General features: G+C 60.6%; 15 protein-coding genes. 5 read left to right on the top strand and 10 right to left on the bottom strand.

Translation table 11 applies throughout. The annotated features are described in order from the left end of the window. Positions 1 to 38: 38 nt before the first annotated feature. From ACIPL2_RS05985 to bioB, 9 genes are all read right to left on the bottom strand, one after another. A complete protein-coding gene (locus tag ACIPL2_RS05985; protein WP_401353903.1) occupies positions 39 to 1,328 on the bottom strand; it encodes a GGDEF domain-containing protein in 1,290 nt (429 codons plus the stop codon). Between the two features lie 152 nt (positions 1,329 to 1,480). Then, entirely contained in the window at positions 1,481 to 3,625 is a 2,145-nt protein-coding gene (locus ACIPL2_RS05990; protein ID WP_401353905.1) for a cytochrome-c peroxidase, read from the bottom strand. A gap of 550 nt (positions 3,626 to 4,175) precedes the next feature. Next, positions 4,176 to 5,981 (bottom strand): phenylacyl-CoA dehydrogenase, encoded by a 1,806-nt coding sequence (locus tag ACIPL2_RS05995; protein ID WP_401353907.1) that lies wholly within the window; start codon positions 5,979 to 5,981, stop codon positions 4,176 to 4,178. A 277-nt stretch (positions 5,982 to 6,258) separates the two neighbouring features. Further along, positions 6,259 to 6,555, bottom strand: a complete 297-nt coding sequence (locus ACIPL2_RS06000) for a pyrroloquinoline quinone biosynthesis protein PqqE (RefSeq protein WP_401353909.1) — start codon at positions 6,553 to 6,555, stop codon at positions 6,259 to 6,261. A 107-nt stretch (positions 6,556 to 6,662) separates the two neighbouring features. Continuing rightward, a complete protein-coding gene (gene bioD / locus ACIPL2_RS06005) occupies positions 6,663 to 7,343 on the bottom strand; it encodes a dethiobiotin synthase (protein WP_401353910.1) in 681 nt (226 codons plus the stop codon). Beyond that, a complete protein-coding gene (gene bioC, locus ACIPL2_RS06010) occupies positions 7,340 to 8,152 on the bottom strand; it encodes a malonyl-ACP O-methyltransferase BioC (protein WP_401353912.1) in 813 nt (270 codons plus the stop codon). The genes bioD and bioC overlap by 4 nt, the downstream gene beginning before the upstream one ends. Then, positions 8,145 to 8,876 (bottom strand): alpha/beta fold hydrolase, encoded by a 732-nt coding sequence (locus tag ACIPL2_RS06015; RefSeq protein ID WP_401353914.1) that lies wholly within the window; start codon positions 8,874 to 8,876, stop codon positions 8,145 to 8,147. Before ACIPL2_RS06015 ends, bioC begins: the two co-directional genes overlap by 8 nt. Continuing rightward, a complete protein-coding gene (bioF, locus tag ACIPL2_RS06020; protein WP_401353916.1) occupies positions 8,869 to 10,047 on the bottom strand; it encodes an 8-amino-7-oxononanoate synthase in 1,179 nt (392 codons plus the stop codon). The genes ACIPL2_RS06015 and bioF overlap by 8 nt, the downstream gene beginning before the upstream one ends. Before the next feature lie 153 nt (positions 10,048 to 10,200). Then, a complete protein-coding gene (gene bioB, locus ACIPL2_RS06025) occupies positions 10,201 to 11,256 on the bottom strand; it encodes a biotin synthase BioB (protein ID WP_059407420.1) in 1,056 nt (351 codons plus the stop codon). A 92-nt stretch (positions 11,257 to 11,348) separates the two neighbouring features. On the opposite strand from bioB, the gene ACIPL2_RS06030 reads away from it, so the two are divergent. The 5 genes from ACIPL2_RS06030 (at position 11,349) to rarD (ending at position 17,092) form a co-directional block, all read left to right on the top strand. Continuing rightward, entirely contained in the window at positions 11,349 to 12,086 is a 738-nt protein-coding gene (locus ACIPL2_RS06030; RefSeq protein ID WP_401353918.1) for a double zinc ribbon domain-containing protein, read from the top strand. Positions 12,087 to 12,149: 63 nt separating this feature from the next. Continuing rightward, the gene (locus ACIPL2_RS06035) at positions 12,150 to 12,914 is read left to right on the top strand and encodes a TOBE domain-containing protein (protein WP_401353920.1); all 765 of its coding nucleotides are present in this window, start codon (positions 12,150 to 12,152) and stop codon (positions 12,912 to 12,914) included. A 68-nt stretch (positions 12,915 to 12,982) separates the two neighbouring features. Then, complete coding sequence (locus ACIPL2_RS06040; RefSeq protein WP_401353922.1) at positions 12,983 to 14,884, top strand: PhoX family protein; 1,902 nt, start codon at positions 12,983 to 12,985, stop codon at positions 14,882 to 14,884. Positions 14,885 to 15,066: 182 nt separating this feature from the next. Beyond that, entirely contained in the window at positions 15,067 to 16,041 is a 975-nt protein-coding gene (locus tag ACIPL2_RS06045) for a serine/threonine protein kinase (RefSeq protein WP_401353924.1), read from the top strand. A 163-nt stretch (positions 16,042 to 16,204) separates the two neighbouring features. After that, positions 16,205 to 17,092, top strand: coding sequence for an EamA family transporter RarD (rarD, locus tag ACIPL2_RS06050; protein WP_401353926.1), 888 nt, complete (start codon positions 16,205 to 16,207; stop codon positions 17,090 to 17,092). A 215-nt stretch (positions 17,093 to 17,307) separates the two neighbouring features. Here rarD and ACIPL2_RS06055 read toward each other — a convergent pair whose 3' ends face one another. After that, positions 17,308 to 17,826 carry a glycine cleavage system protein R gene (locus ACIPL2_RS06055; RefSeq protein WP_046029919.1) on the bottom strand — a complete coding sequence of 173 codons (519 nt, stop codon included), beginning with the start codon at positions 17,824 to 17,826 and terminating at the stop codon, positions 17,308 to 17,310. Between the last annotated feature and the right edge of the window lie 94 nt (positions 17,827 to 17,920).

Consider the following 17,920-nt stretch of genomic DNA (forward strand, 5'->3'; position numbering starts at 1 on the left):
CACAATCACAGTCCAGACGCTGAATGCGCCATCATCACTCAACCCGCAGCGGCGTCCATGCGCACGGCGCCACGGCGGTTCTGACCGAAGGCCACCACACAGTTGCGCCCGGCACCCTTGGCGCTGTAGAGCGCCTCGTCGGCAGATTTGAGCACTTGTTCGGGGATGCGCTGCTCCAGTCGTTCGGCGACGCCGATACTCACTGTGACCGACACACTGGAGGCGCCGGAACCCGCGCGGCGCTGGCGGCCCTGCTGGTCATCCTGTGGGCGGCTGTCCTGATTACGCAGTTGAATGTTGTAGGTGGCGATGGACTCGCGAATGACTTCCAGGTGCGGCATGCACTCTTCAAGGGTTTTGCCCGCAAAAACCAGCGCAAATTCCTCACCGCCGTAGCGATACGCCCTACCGCCACCGCCGATTTTTGACAGCTTGCTGGCGACCAGTCGCAGTACCTGATCGCCGACATCGTGGCCGTGGGTGTCGTTGAATTTCTTGAAATGATCGACGTCGCTCATCGCCAGCACGTAATTGCGCCCCAGGCGCTGCATGCGCTCATTCAAGGCGCGACGGCCGGGTAGCCCGGTGAGTTCGTCGCGGAAGGCCATTTGATAGGCTTCATGGGCAACTGCCGCGGCAATCATCAGCATCACCTGGCTGCACATGATGTTCAGGGTGAATGGCAGGATGAAGGTTTTCGGCAACATCCAGAACAACCCGAGCAAACCGACCAACTGCGCCGCGTGCAACGGCCGCGGGTTGCGCCAGTATTGCCAGCTCAGTAACACAAACGCGGCGATGAATACCGGATAGGACAGCTGAATCAGGCTCATCCAGGCGCCATGCAGCGCTGGCCAGCGAATTTCCGACAGCCACATCAGCAGCGCCTGCGGGTAACTTTGTTCCAGCCCCAACGCCACGCTGCCAACGGCCAACAACACGGCGAAGCGCGCCACCATGTCCTGAAACAGATGGGTACGTTCCTGCCAGGCAGCGAACACGCCAAACAACAGCGGCAGCAGCAGGCAGCACAAATGAAAGACCACGGCGGCGTCTTCACGCACCTTGCCGTTGTCGCGGTAATAGTCGGTCTGGGTGTCGAGCAGGTAGTAGGCGATGTACACCGTGACCATCAGAAACAGTTCACGCTGGCGTCGGTAAACCGCGCAGTAAGCACCGCCGAGCAACAACAACAGGGTGGGCAATACGTTGAACAGCGAGGTGAAGAAAACGTTGAGATCTTTGACGTAGGCAGCCGCAAGCCCCGCGAGCAAAAGCAGCAATGACGGTAGGAAATGGCTGAAACGTACAGCGGAAGAACGCGGCAAGGGGTAGAGCTCCGACCCGTCAGATCAATAGATGGCATTGTGCCCACCACGTTAACGGCAGAGGTCCTGACTTACTGAGTGAATTGCCGAGGTTTTTTTATAGGGGACGTGACTGGCCATAATCAGGCGGCCAGTCACGCCGGGTTATTCCGTTAAAGATCGTTGTAGAACGGCTGCAAGGGTCCTTCGCTTAGGCTGCGACCTTCTGCGCCGATGGGCTTGAGTGACACAGGCGCATCCAGTGCCTGGCGGGTCGTCACCTTCGGACTGACGGGCTTCAACGTCACGGCGTTTTCGTCACCGACGTGGCCTTGTGGAATGACCAGCGACGGATGATCGAACGGCGCGCGTTCCCAGGCGACTCGCGGATCGGTAAGACCGACCTCCATGAATTTGACCAGCGCATCCACTTCATCGGGCGTCAGGTTCAGGTTCGTCATGTCTGGATCGAGATTTGACGTGTTGTGCTGGTTCGCCGCCGGATGCTCGAAACCGCTGGTGTTGTTCGCATCCTCGCCGCGCCGGTCACCGCCGCGGTTATAGAACTCCATGACCTGCTTGAGCGTCGCCCGGCTACCGTTGTGGAAATACGGCCCGGTCAACGCGATGTTGCGCAGCGTCGGGGTCTTGAAGGCACCGTCGACTGAATCGCGGAAGCCGACATTGGGCGTGAGCGTTGCGTCACAAGGGATCGCCGCGCTCAATGGCGCTTCAAAGGTGCACACGTCGATATCCAGCGGGTCAGGCACCTTGCCGCCTTGCAGAGCCGTGTTGTACTCGCGGCTGAAGGACAGCGGATTACCCCAGGCGTCCGTCCCGCCGAGCGCCAGATCTTCCGACGTCGGGCGTACACCGGTGTTGTAAAAACCGTTGTCATACAGCGTGGTCAGGTTGTCCGCCATCACCATCCGCTCGATGCGCTCACGGGGGTGGAACAGCAAGCGGCTGCCGGCGTTGGTCAATTCCGCGCCGCCGTGGCAACTGACGCATTTGCCCTTGCCGAGAAACAGATTCATGCCCTCGACTTGCTGGGCATTCATTGCTTGATGGTCGCCTTGCAGATAGGCATCCAGTGGCGCTTGATCAGAAATCAGGGTCGATTCGTACATCTGGATCGCCAGTCCGAAGAACAGCGGGAAGTTGGCTTCCATCTGGGTATACGGTGCGCCACCCAGCGAGACCTGCTGCGTCGCGTTCCACAGCCGTGGCTGGAAGGCCGCCTTGATCAACTCACGGTAAGTGGGGCGACGGGCGCCGGAAACCGGGCCCAGTACCGAGTCGGTGGAGGAGATCCGTTGCTGCTTGAGCATCAGCGTGTCGAGCATGCGCCGGCCAATGTCGGCGAAGGTCCGCCCGCCGCAGGACATTTCGACGGCGCTACCGGGAGGCCCCACGGCCTGCGAAGCGGCAGAGGCATCGTTGAGCGCCAGTTTCACCTTCACCGCAACGCCGCTGCGATCGCTGGTCACGAAGATCCCGGCATCGGGATCGCGGTTGCCGAACGGCGAGAAGCCGTTGAACACGTTATTGGCCCGACCGTCCCAGAAATTGCGCACGTTGAACGCGGCGTTGATCACCGACGGTGCGTTGCGCCCGGTGCTACGCCGGACATTGATCCCGCCCACCTGGAAAATCCCGTCCGGTTGCTGGGTGCACTTGTCGAAACGCGGTTGGTTCGGCTTGACGAAGTTGGCGTCGAACACGCCTTGGGAGCCGATCACGTCGTCGCTCGAATAGACAATGGCCGAGTTGCGGTTGAGCGGATCAGCCAGCACGTGGGTCGGAAAATCGGTTTTCTTCAGCGTGTAGTTCGGGCCACCCTTGCCGCCGGAGAGGGTCGCGTAGGACGCCACGTCGCCAGGGATATCGGAGGCCACAAACGGCTTGTTGAAGATCGACGTGACGTTTGAATGGGTGCTCGCCTGACCAGGGTTGATCTGGTTGGTGATCCGGTGATCGACGCCGGCGTGAAAGTGACAAGACGCGCAAGCGGTGGCGCTGTCGCTGCCGACCTCCATGTCCCAGAACAAGGCCTTGCCCAGCAGGATTGCGGCGCCGCGATTGAGCACGTAGTCGGTCATCAGATCGACTTTGCGCCCGCCTTCGGTACCCGACGGGTCGGGCGGTGTCATGCCGCGAAGTGATTGCAACGCGGGAATCTCCACCCCAGGAACATCAACCTCTGGCACGGGGGCCGCGGCGAACGCATTCTTGACAGGCAGACTGACTGCAACCAGGCCGCCCGCGATCGCGCAGATCAGGCGGATAGTTCGAAGAAGGCTCAAGTTCGTCATCATGATGACACTCTCGATTTGATGCGGAATTGTCGGGCGCAAGGCACAGGCGAACAGGCAAAGTTCTCACTTTGTCTTTGGCCAGGTTCTAACGCTCTGTTGTCGCGCCGGGGTGGGTGCTTATGGGTACTGTAGCTGTAACAAATGATTTCAACAGCCGAAATACAAATAAATTTACACCGGTAATTAACCCACTCAGTTTCGGTGTAAGTGCCCCACTATCGGGGCCATATTCCCCAGCAACACCAGGACTTTTCCCACAGGTTATTCAGACCAACACCCCGCAGCCATTGGACTTTAAGGAGAGCTGCCGATCTTAAAGAAATTCTGGCAACCTAATTGCAATACAAGTTTTAACTATCGATTTGCGCAGCCAGACGTAGGTTGCATTACTTAATACCGAGGCAGGCATCAAACTAACAACCAACAACATAGCTCACTGATCACAGTGCTGTTAATACAGCTGTGGGCGACTGTATTGTTAATTATCAAGTGCAAAAAAAACCGCCACTCCCGAAGGAGCAGCGGCTCTTTTGAAATACTTCGTTAAGGCTTAGTAGCCCAGTGCGAAGTTTTCTTCTTTCATGTCCATCAGGTTGTTCGCGCCCGACAGCATGGTTGCAACGTGAGTACGGGTACGCGGCAGGATGCGCTGGAAGTAGAAGCGCGCCGTCTGCAACTTGGCGGTGTAGAACGCCTCTTCCGAGGTGCCGGCAGCCAGTTTTTCAGCCGCCAGGCGCGCCATGTCAGCCCAGAAGTAGGCCAGGCAGGCGTAACCGGAGTACATCAGGTAATCCACGGATGCTGCACCGACTTCTTCGCGATCTTTCATGGCCGCCATACCGACCTTCATGGTCAGCTCGCCCCACTCTTTGTTCAGCGCAGCCAATGGCTCGACAAACTCTTTGACCGCGTCGTTGCCTTCGTTGGTCTGGCAGAACTTGTGGACGATCTTGGTGAAGCCTTTGAGCGCCTCGCCTTGAGTCATCAGCACTTTACGGCCCAGCAGGTCGAGAGCCTGGATACCGGTGGTGCCTTCGTACAGCATCGAAATGCGGCTGTCGCGAACGTTCTGCTCCATGCCCCACTCGGCGATGAAGCCGTGGCCGCCGTAGATTTGCACGCCGTGGTTGGCGGATTCGAAACCGACTTCAGTCATGAAGGCTTTGGCGATTGGCGTCATGAACGCCAGCAGTGCGTCGGCTTTCTTCTTCTCTTCTTCATCCACGCCGTACTTGACGATGTCGACCTGCTTGGCGGTGAAGTAAACCATCGCGCGGTTGCCTTCGGCGAATGCCTTCATGGTCAACAGCATGCGACGTACGTCAGGGTGAACAATGATCGGGTCAGCGGCTTTTTCTGGCGCTTTCGGGCCAGTCAGCGAGCGCATTTGCAGGCGATCGCGAGCGTATTTCAGGCCGCCCTGGAAACCGATCTCGGCGTGCGCCAGACCTTGCAGCGCAGTACCCAGACGCGCGGTGTTCATAAAGGTGAACATGCAGTTCAGGCCTTTGTTCGCCGGGCCGATCAGGAAACCGGTGGCCGCGTCGAAGTTCATCACGCAGGTCGCGTTGCCGTGGATGCCCATCTTGTGTTCCAGGGAACCACAGGTCACTGCGTTGCGAGCGCCGATCGAACCGTCCGCGTTCGGCATGAACTTCGGCACGATGAACAGCGAAATGCCTTTGGTACCCGCCGGTGCATCCGGCAGGCGTGCCAGCACGATGTGGACGATGTTGTCGGCCATGTCGTGTTCGCCGGCCGAGATGAAGATCTTGGTGCCGGAGACTTTGTAGGAACCGTCGGCCTGAGGTTCAGCCTTGGTGCGCAGCATGCCCAGGTCGGTGCCGCAGTGCGGTTCGGTCAGGCACATGGTGCCGGTCCATTCGCCGGACACCAGCTTGGTCAGGTAAGCCTCTTGCTGCTCAGGCGTGCCGTGCTCGGAAATGGTGTTCATCGCACCGTGCGACAGGCCTGGGTACATGCCCCACGACCAGTTGGCTTCGCCGACCATCTCGCTGACCGCCAGACCCAGGGACTCCGGCAAGCCTTGGCCGCCGTGCTCTACGTCGTGGGCCAGGCTTGGCCAGCCGCCTTCGACAAATTGTTTGTAGGCTTCTTTGAAGCCCGTCGGGGTTTTAACGCCGGACTCGCTCCAGGTACAGCCTTCGGTGTCACCCACGCGGTTCAGCGGTGCCAGCACCTGCTCACAAAACTTGGCGCCTTCTTCGAGAATGGCGTCAACCATGTCCGGAGTTGCGTCTGCGCAAGCCGGAAGGCTCTGATAGTGCGCTTCGTAGCCGAGCAGTTCGTCACGAACGAAGCGAATATCACGCAAGGGGGCCTTGTAGTCAGGCATAGCGATAAACCTCTGCTGATGTAACCGGGAATGAACGACCGTGTTGATTTGTTGTGACGGTCAAACAGTTGTTTGAAACATACGTTTACGCCCAAATCTTGTCAAGCGCCGATCTTTTGCCGTTCGTCATCACGCCATGGGAATGTCGGGCACACAGAAACGCACGCTCGCTGCACAGGCAACACGCTGTTGAGGAAAGATTAGTTGAGGGAGAAGGACTTACGCAGAAAAACGCCGCGAAAAGTCGCGGCGTTGAATAAGCGGATTCAGCGAGGGATCAAGCGAATGTATCAATCAACGTACCTAGCATTTCATCCGATGCCTTGGCGACTTTGACGCCCAGCTCAACCTGAAACTTGCCCTGGGACAGCTCGACCACATTGCTGGCCAGATCGGATTGCTGACTGCGATCAACAGAACGCAGACGATCGACCTGAACCTCGGAAGATTGACTGCTCACCGACCGTTCGATGGTCGTGTTGGCGATCTGTCCGGCGGCTTGATCGACACGGTTCTGCCCTGTCTGAATCGTGCTCAGACCGGCATAAAAAGCGGTGTTTCCTGAGATTTCCATGGGAGAACTCGTCCTTGCAAAGGATCAACAGCGGCCATTGAAGCAGACGCACGGGCAAAACACCCGACAAAAACCCTAATGGCACAGTGCCTTGTCATAGTCAAAAACTAGTCCAGCAGATCCAGTTGAAGGTGTTCGGCCACCGCTTCCGCCGTCACCACCTTGAGTTTTGGCACCCGTCCAAGGCACGGCGCCGGGATTCGCTCGGCGAGCGTCGCCAGGTTTTCCTCCAGGCGCGAAGTCTTCGGATCGATGATATTGGCCACCCACCCCGCCAGTTGCAGACCGTCCAGAGCGATCGCTTCGGCGGTCAGCAATGCATGATTGATGCAACCCAAGCGCACGCCGACCACCAGAATCACCGGCAGGTCCAGCGCCATCGCCAGGTCCGACAGGTTGTCCTGATCGGCCAATGGCACGCGCCAGCCACCGGCGCCTTCGATCAAGGTGAAATCCGCCTGCATGTCGAGAATTTCCTGCATCGGCGTCAACAGCGATTGCACCGTCAACGCCACACCGGCCTCCCGCGCGGCCAGATGCGGGGCGATGGCGGGTTCGAACGCCACCGGGTTGACCTGGGCATAGGTCAACGGCACCGAACATTCCGCCAACAGCGCCAGCGCATCGGCATTGCGCAAGCCCTTGGGCGTCACATCGCAACCGGAGGCAACCGGTTTGCCCGCGGCCGTGCTCATGCCCGCCGACCGCGCGGCGTGCAGCAATCCCGCAGCAACGGTGGTCTTGCCGACATCAGTGTCAGTACCGGTGATGAAATAGGCTGCGCTCATAAGGGTTTCTCCAAAACGGCGTAGACCACTTGATAAGTCGCCGGCAGGCCTTGTGCCTGACGAAACTGCTCATAAGCCTCGACCAGGCCGAGGATCCGTGCCCTGCCGGTCAACCCGCCAGGCCGACCGGGGTTCAGATTGTGCGCGCCCAACGCCTTGAGTTCATGAGTCAGGCTGCGGACATCCGGGTAATGCAACACATGCGGACGGGTTTCCAGCGTCGCGATGTGCAAGCCACTGTCCGCGCACAGCTGCTGATAAATCCCGAACTCACGGAAGCGATTGACGTGCACCATGCCGTCCACCTGACGCCAACTGTCACGCAACTCGTACAACGTCCCCACGCACAGACTAGCAAACGCGAAAATGCCGCCCGGTTTCAGCACCCGATGCGCTTCACTGAGCACCGCGGCGAAGTCCGAACACCACTGTACCGCCAGGCTGGAAAAGACCAGGTCGAAGGTCGAGTCCTGCAAGGGCAAACGCTCGGCATCACCGGCGATGAAGTGCGCAGCGCCGCCCAACGGCCGGGCGTGATTGAGCATGCCTTCAGCGATGTCCAGTGCCACGCCATGACCGGCAGGAAAACGCTCACCCAGCGCACGGCTGAAATGCCCGGTGCCACACCCCAGGTCGAGCCAACGACCCGGCACACAGTCATCGGGCAAACGGCTCAATAATTGGCTGCCGACATCACGCTGCAATTCGGCCACGCTGTCATAGCTTGCCGCCGCGCGGGAAAAGGACGCCGCTACCTGGCGCTTGTCGGGCAAGCCGCCGGGCAGGTTGGGAAGGGATAAATCAGTCATCGCCGAACTCATGCAAAAAGGCCTGAATCGCCCCCGCTACACCGTGAGGGTCTTCCAGGAGAAACGCGTGGCTGGCCTGTTCGATCAGGCCGATTTCGACATCCGGCAGCAACGTCAGCAGGTCGCCCGCCGCTTCGGCCGGGACCAGTCCGTCGAGGCCGGCGAACAAGTGCAATTGCGGACCGCGAAAGGCTTGCAGAGCCTGACGAGTATCCAGTTGAGCGAGTAACTCCAGGCCGCTCATCAACACCTCTGCCGACGTGTGTGGCGCGCCACCGAGCAACAGCCGCGACAAGCCGCGCGGGTCTTCGGCGCCTTGCGCGCAGAGCAGTGAAAAGCGTTTCAATGTCAGGCGCGGATCGGCATTGCAGCCCGCCAGAAACGCATCGAAGGTCTCCCCGGGCATCGCGCTCGGCCATTGCTCATGGGCGACGAAAGAGGGGTTGCTCGCCAGGGTCAGTAATCCGCAACAACGATCACCGCGCCGGGCCGCCAACTCGGAGGCAAGCATGCCGCCCAGGGACCAGCCGCCGAGCCAGGCATCCGGTGGCACGGTCGAATCGAGTTCATCGAGCCATTCTTCAAGGTTGCTCGACGCCAACTCCGGCAATGGCTCGATCTCCACTTGCAAGTGTTCATCCAGCCCCTGCAAGGCGGCCGCCAATGGCTCCAGCGGCGAAATCCCGAGGCCCCAGCCGGGCAGCAGAATCAAACGATTACGCATGGCTTGGCTCCGGTCCCAGTTGTTGAAAACAATCGGCCAGTCCATTTAACAATAGCTGCACCTGCGCCTCGCTGTGGGCGGCGGTCAGGGTCACACGCAGACGGGCACTGCCGGCAGGCACGGTCGGCGGGCGGATCGCGGTCACCATCAGCCCGCGTTCGCGCAACATTTGCGACAAGCGCACCGCGCGCCCGGCGTCGCCGATCATGATCGGCTGGATCGGCGTGAAGCTGTCCATCAACTCCAGGCCAATCTGCTCGGCGCCATGACGGAACTGGCGAATCAGCGTCTTCAGATGCTCACGTCGCCAATGCTCGGTGCGCAGCAGTTCGAGACTTTTCAGCGTCGCGCAGGCCAGGGCCGGCGGTTGGCTGGTGGTGTAGATGTAAGGGCGAGCGAACTGGATCAGGCTCTCGATCAGCTCTTCGCTGCCGGCAACAAATGCACCGGCGGTGCCGAACGCCTTGCCGAGGGTGCCGACCAGTACCGGGACGTCTTCCTGACTCAGACCGAAATGCTCGACGATCCCGCCGCCATTGGCGCCCAGCGGACCAAAACCGTGTGCATCATCGACCATCAGCCACGCACCTTTGGCCTTGGCTTCCCGCGCCAACGCCGGCAGGTCGGCAATGTCACCGTCCATGCTGAACACGCCGTCGGTGACCACCAGCGTATTGCCGGTGGCCTTTTCCAGACGCTTGGCCAGACTCGCCGCGTCGTTGTGCAGATAACGGTTGAAGCGCGCACCGGACAGCAGGCCCGCATCCAGCAATGACGCATGATTGAGCCGGTCTTCCAGCACCGTATCGCCCTGCCCGACCAGCGCGGTGACTGCGCCGAGGTTGGCCATGTAACCGGTGGTGAACAGCAACGCACGCGGGCGACCGGTCAGGTCGGCCAAGGCTTCTTCCAACGCGTGATGCGGGCTGCTGTGGCCGATGACCAGGTGCGAAGCGCCGCCACCGACGCCCCATTTCGACGCGCCGGCACGCCAGGCTTCGATCACTTGCGGGTGATTGGCCAGGCCCAGGTAATCGTTATTGCAGAACGCCAGCAATGGCTGGCCATCGACCACCACTTCCGGGCCTTGGGGGCTTTCGAGCAATGGACGCTGGCGATAGAGATTTTCGGCACGACGGGCAGCAAGGCGTGCGGCGAGATCGAAAGACATGCAGGCCTCGAAGGTCAGATCACAAAACTCAAGGTGGACACAATCAATGTGGGAGCGGGCTTGCTCGCGAAGGCGACATCACATTCAACAGAGATGTCGACTGTCAGGCCGCTTTCGCGAGCAAGCCCGCTCCCACATTCGATTTGTGTCGGATCAGACGGCTGCGTTGTAGAACTGCTCGCTGCTCTTCTGCTCCACCAGTGCCTGCTCGATGGCGGCTTGGTGTACTTCATCGGCGTGCTCTTCACGCGCTTCCGGCAGGATGCCCAGGCGCGAGAACAGTTGCATGTCCTTGTCGGCCTGCGGGTTGGCGGTGGTCAGCAGTTTGTCGCCGTAGAAAATCGAGTTGGCGCCGGCGAAGAACGCCAGGGCCTGCATCTGCTCGTTCATCGCTTCACGGCCAGCGGACAGGCGCACGTGGGATTGCGGCATCAGGATGCGCGCGACGGCGAGCATGCGGATGAAATCGAACGGGTCGATGTCGTCGGCATTTTCCAGCGGCGTACCGGCGACTTTCACCAGCATGTTGATCGGCACCGATTCCGGATGCTCTGGCAGGTTGGCCAGCTGGATCAACAGATTGGCGCGGTCATCGAGGGACTCGCCCATGCCGAGGATGCCGCCGGAGCAGATCTTCATCCCCGACTCACGCACGTAGGCCAGGGTTTGCAGGCGCTCGCTGTAGGTGCGGGTGGTGATGATGCTGCCGTAGAACTCCGGCGAGGTATCGAGGTTGTGGTTGTAGTAATCGAGGCCAGCGTCGGCCAGCGCAACGGTCTGGTCCTGATCGAGACGACCGAGGGTCATGCAGGTTTCCAGGCCCATGGCTTTCACGCCTTTGACCATTTCCAGCACGTAGGGCATGTCTTTGGCCGACGGGTGTTTCCACGCCGCGCCCATGCAGAAACGAGTCGAACCGATGGCCTTGGCGCGAGCGGCCTCTTCGAGGACCTTCTGCACTTCCATCAGCTTTTCTTTTTCCAGGCCGGTGTTGTAGTGACCGGACTGCGGACAATATTTGCAATCTTCCGGGCAGGCACCCGTCTTGATCGACAGCAGTGTCGACACCTGGACCCGGTTGGCGTCGAAATGCGCGCGGTGCACCGTCTGCGCCTGGAACAACAGGTCATTGAATGGCTGAACGAAGAGTGCTTTGACTTCGGCCAAAGACCAGTCATGACGCAGGGTTGCAGTGGTGCTGGCGCTCATGGGCGTTTCCTTTGTTTTATGCTGGGCAAGCGGCTGGGGGACGGAATACCCACAGACGCGACACGGATGTTCGGCATATTTAAGGAAGACTCATGCGCTGTCAACCACGATACGATGGACCGGTTTACATCTGGTTAAAAAACGAACAACTTTGCTTGCTTTGCGGCGAAGCATCCGATGAAAGGACGCCCATCTGCACCGCTTGTGAAACCGAACTGCCCTGGCTTGGCGACCATTGCCAAACCTGCGCCCTGCCCTTGCCCGCGTCGGGGCTGACGTGTGGCCAATGCTTGAAGCAACCGCCGGCCTTCGAACGGGTCGTGGCGCCGTGGACCTACAGCTTTCCGATCGACAGCCTGATCACCCGCTTCAAGCACAGCGCGAAGTGGCCGTTCGGCCGCCTGCTCGCCGAACTCCTCGCTCAGTCCCTGCAACACCGTTTCGATGAAGACCTGGACAGGCCAGACGCCTTGGTCCCGGTGCCACTGGCGGCCAAGCGCCTGCGCGAACGAGGTTTCAACCAGGCCGCGATGCTCGCGCTCTGGCTCAGCAGCGGTCTCGACATTGCCTGCGACGAAACACTGCTGCGGCGGATTCAGGACACCAGCGCTCAACAGGACCTGAACGCCGATGCCCGCAAAAAGAACCTGCGCAATGCCTTTGCCCTGGCGCCCGATGCGCTCATCAAGGGGCGTCATCTGGCGTTGGTCGACGACGTGCTGACCACCGGCGCCACCGCCCAGGCCCTGGCTCACCTGTTGATGGAGGCCGGTGCCGCTCGGGTCGACGTTTATTGCCTGGCCCGCACGCCCAAACCCGGCGATGCCTGACTTGACTCCTGCAGCCCAAGCCGCCAACGTCGTCCCCATCGTCACAGCCCAAAGCGTCTCGCCATGTCCTTGCCTTCGTTGTTGTCCCAGCACATCGTCCGTCGCCCGCAGCGCATCGCGTTGCTGCAGCACATCGCCGAACAAGGCTCGATCACCCGCGCCGCGAAAAGCGCCGGCCTGAGTTACAAAGCGGCGTGGGACGCCATCGATGAGTTGAACAACCTCGCGCAAAAGCCCCTGGTGGAACGCAGCGTCGGTGGCAAGGGCGGTGGCGGCGCCAAACTGTCCAGTGAAGGCGAGCGCGTATTGCGCCTGTATCAAAAGCTGCAAGCCTTGCAGGCGCAAGTGCTGGAAGCCGCCGAAGACGCCAGCGACCTCGACTTGCTCGGGCGACTGATGCTCAGGACCAGCGCGCGCAATCAATTGCACGGCAAGGTCGTGGCGATCGAATCCCAAGGACGCAATGACCTGATCCGTCTGCAACTGGCCGAGAGCCTGACCATCGATGCGCAGATCACCCACGACAGCACCCTGCGCCTGGAACTGCAGACCGGCACCGAAGTAGTCGCGTTGATCAAGGCCGGTTGGCTCGATCTGCTGGGTGTCGAGGACACGGCAACGACTGGACACAATTGCTTGAAGGGCACACTCGAAGAGATTCTCGACGCCGAAGACGGCCCCAGCGAAGTGCGCATCGCTCTGCCCAATGGCCAGACACTGTGCGCGCTGGCCGAGCCGCTGCACTTGAGAACCCTCGGTCTTGCGGTCAAAAAACCGGTGCTGGTGCAGTTCGCGCCGTCCAACGTGCTGCTTGGCACGCCGCTGTAAACCCAGCTGCAACAAAAGCGTCATGCGCGCTCATTAAGGTGACTGCAAAAACCAGCAGGGAGCCTGATGTGAGCCTATTAGAAGACAACCAATCCACCGACCTCGAGAAAATGGTCGGCCTCAGCCGTCGTGGCTTCATCAGTGCCGGTGCCCTGTGCGGTGCGGCGATGTTCCTCGGCGGCAACCTGCTGAGCCGCAGCGTGCTGGCCGCCAGCGTCAGTGCCGGCTCCAGCAACCTGTTGGGTTTTGACAGCATTGCCGCCGCCACCAGTGACGCCATCAGCCTGCCGCCGGGCTACAAATCCTCGGTGTTGATCAGCTGGGGCCAGCCACTGCACAAGGACGGCCCGGCGTTCGACCCGAGCGGCAACGGCACGGCCCAGCAACAGGAAGCCCAGTTCGGCGACAACAACGACGGCATGAGCCTGTTCGAATTCCCCGGTGAAAAAGACCGGGCGCTGATGGCGATTAACAACGAATACACCAACTATCGCTACCTCTACCCGCACGGCGGCATGCCGCAGTCGGCAGAAGAAGTGCACAAGGCGCTGGCCTGCGAAGGCGTGTCGGTGATCGAAGTACAGCGCAAGAACGGCCAATGGCAATTCGTCCAGGGCTCACGCTTCAACCGGCGCATTCACGGTAACGCGCCGATCAGCCTGAGCGGCCCGGCCGCCGGGCACGAACTGGTGAAAACCAGCGCCGACCCGCACGGCAAGAATGTCCTCGGCACCTTCCAGAACTGCGCCAACGGCAAGACGCCGTGGGGCACCTACCTGACCTGCGAAGAGAACTTCACCGACTGCTTCGGCAGCAGCAATGCCGAGCAGAAGTTCGACCCCGCACAAAAACGCTACGGCGCAGTGGCGACCAGCAAAGAGATCAACTGGCATCAACACGACGAGCGTTTCGACCTGGCGAAAAACCCCAACGAGCTCAACCGTCATGGTTGGGTGGTGGAAATCGACCCGTTCGACCCGCAATCGACGCCGGTCAAGCGCACGGCACTGGGCCGCTTCAAACATGAAAACGCAGCCCTCGCGGAAACCAGCGACGGGCACGCCGTGGTGTACATGGGCGACGACGAACGCGGCGAGTTCATCTACAAATTCGTCAGCCGCGACACGATCAATCACAAGAATCCCAAGGCCAACCGCGACCTGCTCGACCACGGCACCTTGTACGTGGCGCGCTTCGACGCGGGCGACAGCAATGCCGATCACCCGAAAGGCCAGGGCGAGTGGATCGAGCTGACCCACGGCAAGAACGGCATCGACGCCAGCAGCGGGTTTGCTGACCAGGCCGAAGTGCTGATTCACGCGCGCCTCGCCGCCAGCGTGGTGAAAGCCACGCGCATGGACCGTCCGGAATGGATCGTCGTCAGCCCCAAGGATGGCCAGGTCTATTGCACGCTGACCAACAACGCCAAGCGCGGTGAAGACGGTCAACCGGTGGGTGGACCAAACCCGCGTGAGAAGAACGTTTACGGGCAGATTTTGCGCTGGCGCACCGACCGTGACGATCACGGCTCGAAGACGTTTGCCTGGGATTTGTTCGTGGTCGCCGGCAACCCGGGCGTGCATGCCGGGACGCCGAAGGGGGGTTCGTCGAACATCACCCCGCAGAACATGTTCAACAGCCCGGATGGCTTGGGTTTCGACAAGGCCGGGCGGTTGTGGATCCTGACCGATGGCGACTCGAGCAATGCCGGTGATTTTGCCGGCATGGGCAACAACCAGATGCTCTGCGCCGACCCGGTGACCGGGGAAATTCGCCGCTTCATGGTCGGGCCGGTGGGCTGTGAGGTCACGGGGATCAGCTTCTCGCCGGATCAGAAAACCTTGTTTGTCGGGATTCAGCATCCGGGGGAGAACGGTGGTTCGACGTTCCCCGAGCACCTGCCGAATGGCAAGCCGCGGTCTTCGGTGATGGCCATCTCGCGTGAAGACGGCGGGATCGTCGGCGCCTGATCGAGCCTCTTCGCGGGCGAGCCTCGCTCCTACATTGGAATGCATTCCCCCTGTAGGAGCGAGGCTTGCCCGCGAAGGCGTCAGCCCAAACACCACTCATCTCAAGGCCAGGCCCTAAAGACACCTCGTCTGCGCTACCATGCTTGGCCGGACGCGGCAGCCTGCTGCGCGCAGGAGTCAGCATGGCCCACCCGTTTGCAACCCTCACCCCAGACCTCGTGCTCGATGCCGTCGAAAGCATCGGCTTTCTCAGCGACGCGCGCATTCTGGCGCTCAACAGCTACGAGAACCGTGTCTATCAAGTCGGCATCGAAGACTCCGAGCCGCTGATCGCCAAGTTCTATCGTCCGCAGCGCTGGACCAACGAAGCGATTCTCGAAGAGCACCAATTCACCTTCGAACTCGCCGAATGCGACGTACCGGTCGTCGCGCCAATGATCCACAACGGCGCCAGCCTGCACGAACACAACGGTTTCCGCTTCACCCTGTTCCCCCGCCGTGGCGGCCGTGCGCCAGAGCCAGGCAATCTCGATCAGCTGTATCGCCTCGGCCAGTTGCTGGGGCGCCTGCACGCCGTCGGCTCGACCAAACCGTTCGAGCACCGTGAAGCCTTGGGCGTGAAGAACTTCGGCCAGGACTCGCTGAACACATTGCTCGAAGGCAATTTCGTGCCCAAAAGCCTGCTGCCGGCCTACGAGTCCGTGGCACGTGACCTGCTCAAGCGTGTGGAAGAGGTCTACAAGGCCACGCCGCACCAGAACATCCGCATGCACGGCGATTGCCATCCCGGCAACATGATGTGCCGCGACGAAATGTTCCACATCGTCGACCTCGATGACTGCCGCATGGGGCCTGCCGTCCAGGACATCTGGATGATGCTGGCGGGCGACCGTCAGGAATGTCTCGGTCAGTTGTCGGAATTGATGGACGGCTACAACGAGTTTCACGACTTCGACCCGCGTGAACTGGCGTTGATCGAACCACTGCGCGCCTTGCGTTTGATGCACTACAGCGCCTGGCTCGCGCGCCGCTGGGACGACCCGGCGTTCCCCCGCAGTTTCCCGTGGTTCGGTACCGAGCGGTATTGGGGCGACCAGGTGCTGGCATTGCGCGAGCAATTGTCTGCACTCAATGAAGAACCCTTGAAACTCTTCTAAACACCGCAACCCCTGTAGGAGCGAGGCTTGCCCGCGAACAACGAAAACGCGGTACGTCAGGCAGACCGCGTTATCGTTGTTCGCGGGCAAGCCTCGCTCCTACAAAAAACCCAGCACATCTATACAATCCCCACTTTGTTAGCTGCCTAAGCAAGGATTCTGCATGCAAGCCGCAAACCCGCGTCGTGGGTACATCCTGGGCCTGAGTGCCTACATCATCTGGGGATTGTTCCCGCTCTACTTCAAAGCCATCGCCAGCGTGCCCGCCGTGGAGATCATCATCCATCGGGTGCTCTGGTCCGCGTTGTTCGGTGCCTTGCTGCTGATGGTCTGGAAGCATCCGGGCTGGTGGCGCGAACTGCGTGACAATCCGAAACGCCTGGCAATCCTTGCCCTGAGCGGCACGCTGATCGCGGCCAACTGGCTGACGTATGTCTGGTCGGTGAACAACGGGCGCATGCTCGAAGCCAGCCTCGGTTACTACATCAACCCGCTGGTGAACGTGCTGCTGGGCATGCTGATCCTCGGTGAACGGCTGCGGCGCATGCAATGGTTGGCCGTTGGTTTGGCGGCGGTCGGTGTGGCGCAACAGGTGTGGCAAGTCGGCAGCCTGCCGTGGGTGTCACTGGTGCTGGCGCTGACGTTCGGCTTCTACGGATTGATCCGCAAACAGGCGCCGGTCAAAGCCCTGCCCGGCCTGGTGGTGGAAACCTGGATGCTGGTGCCGATTGCGCTGGCCTGGCTGCTGTTCAATCAGACAGCCACCAGCGCTCAGCCCGAATTCTGGACCACGTCCGAAGCCTGGTGGCTGGTGGCCGCCGGGCCGGTGACGCTGGTGCCGCTGGTGTGTTTCAACGCCGCCGCACGGCATTTGCCCTACACCACGCTGGGATTCCTCCAGTACATCGCGCCGACGCTGGTGCTGCTGCAGGCCGTTCTGCTGTTTGGTGAACACTTGTCATCCAGCACGCTTGTGGCCTTCATCTTTATCTGGGCGGGCCTGGCGATCTATAGCGTCGATGCGTGGATAAGTCTTCGTCGTCGCAGCTGATCAAAAAACGCACAACCCTTCACAGGCCACGTCACTCGTGGCCTGCATCATTCCTTCCCAAGGTTATCCACAGCGTGATCCCCGGCGTTTTTGCGCAACTTATTGAAACTGCTGGTTTTTTGATCAGTTGCTGAAGAGCCCCGGCCGACGTGGCCTGGCGGGCTGTCTCTACAGGTTATCCACAGGCAGGTGCACGTATAACTTGGATAACCCTGTCAGGGCTCGCTGCGTAGCACCAATTCCACCATCAAATCGTCCGCGAGGGTTTCCAGCCTGGACTGCAACACGTCCAGCGACAGCGTCAGCGGTACGGCGAGAATCGCTTCGGCGTGGAACAGTGGCTCGCTGCTCATCGGCGCTGGACGCACTTCGGTCACCAGCCGTTCCAGATTGACCCCCTGCTCACTTAACAGACGAGTGATGTCGCGAACGATGCCCGGGCGGTCATTGCCGACCAATTCCATCGCTATCGGTTTCCAGGTGCAGGATTGCTCGATGCCGCTTTCGGCAATCAATACGCGAATGCCTTGAGCCGACAGTGCTTGTAGGGCATCGACCAATTCATCGTAGGCTTCGGCCGGTACGCCCACCCGAAGGATTCCGGCGAACTGCCCGGCCATGCGCGACATCCGACTCTCCAGCCAGTTGCCGCCGTGCTCGGCAATGCACTGGGCGATGCGCTCGACCTGCCCAGGCTTGTCTGGAGCGAAAACAGTGAGTACGAGGTGGTCCATGGCGCAGCCCTCTTTTGTTATTGAAAGAGAAGTATAGGCAAGGGTTGTTTCTGTGCTGGCAGGCCTGGCGCCTTCGCGGGCAAGCCTCGCTCCT

Origin of the sequence: Pseudomonas sp. NPDC086251, from assembly GCF_044746405.1 — a bacterium.
Classification (GTDB): domain Bacteria; phylum Pseudomonadota; class Gammaproteobacteria; order Pseudomonadales; family Pseudomonadaceae; genus Aquipseudomonas.

Bases quoted from the DNA above. Each gene is read 5' to 3' on its own strand.
- bioC (WP_401353912.1), bottom strand. From the start codon at position 8,152: ATGACTGATTTATCCCTTCCCAACCTGCCCGGCGGCTTGCCCGACAAG.
- bioD (WP_401353910.1), bottom strand. From the start codon at position 7,343: ATGAGCGCAGCCTATTTCATCACCGGTACTGACACTGATGTCGGCAAG.
- bioF (WP_401353916.1), bottom strand. From the start codon at position 10,047: ATGTCTTTCGATCTCGCCGCACGCCTTGCTGCCCGTCGTGCCGAAAAT.
- bioB (WP_059407420.1), bottom strand. From the start codon at position 11,256: ATGAGCGCCAGCACCACTGCAACCCTGCGTCATGACTGGTCTTTGGCC.
- ACIPL2_RS05995 (WP_401353907.1), bottom strand. From the start codon at position 5,981: ATGCCTGACTACAAGGCCCCCTTGCGTGATATTCGCTTCGTTCGTGAC.
- ACIPL2_RS06055 (WP_046029919.1), bottom strand. From the start codon at position 17,826: ATGGACCACCTCGTACTCACTGTTTTCGCTCCAGACAAGCCTGGGCAG.
- ACIPL2_RS06045 (WP_401353924.1), top strand. From the start codon at position 15,067: ATGGCCCACCCGTTTGCAACCCTCACCCCAGACCTCGTGCTCGATGCC.
- rarD (WP_401353926.1), top strand. From the start codon at position 16,205: ATGCAAGCCGCAAACCCGCGTCGTGGGTACATCCTGGGCCTGAGTGCC.
- ACIPL2_RS05990 (WP_401353905.1), bottom strand. From the start codon at position 3,625: ATGATGACGAACTTGAGCCTTCTTCGAACTATCCGCCTGATCTGCGCG.
- ACIPL2_RS06000 (WP_401353909.1), bottom strand. From the start codon at position 6,555: ATGGAAATCTCAGGAAACACCGCTTTTTATGCCGGTCTGAGCACGATT.
- ACIPL2_RS06035 (WP_401353920.1), top strand. From the start codon at position 12,150: ATGTCCTTGCCTTCGTTGTTGTCCCAGCACATCGTCCGTCGCCCGCAG.
- ACIPL2_RS06015 (WP_401353914.1), bottom strand. From the start codon at position 8,876: ATGCGTAATCGTTTGATTCTGCTGCCCGGCTGGGGCCTCGGGATTTCG.
- ACIPL2_RS06030 (WP_401353918.1), top strand. From the start codon at position 11,349: ATGCGCTGTCAACCACGATACGATGGACCGGTTTACATCTGGTTAAAA.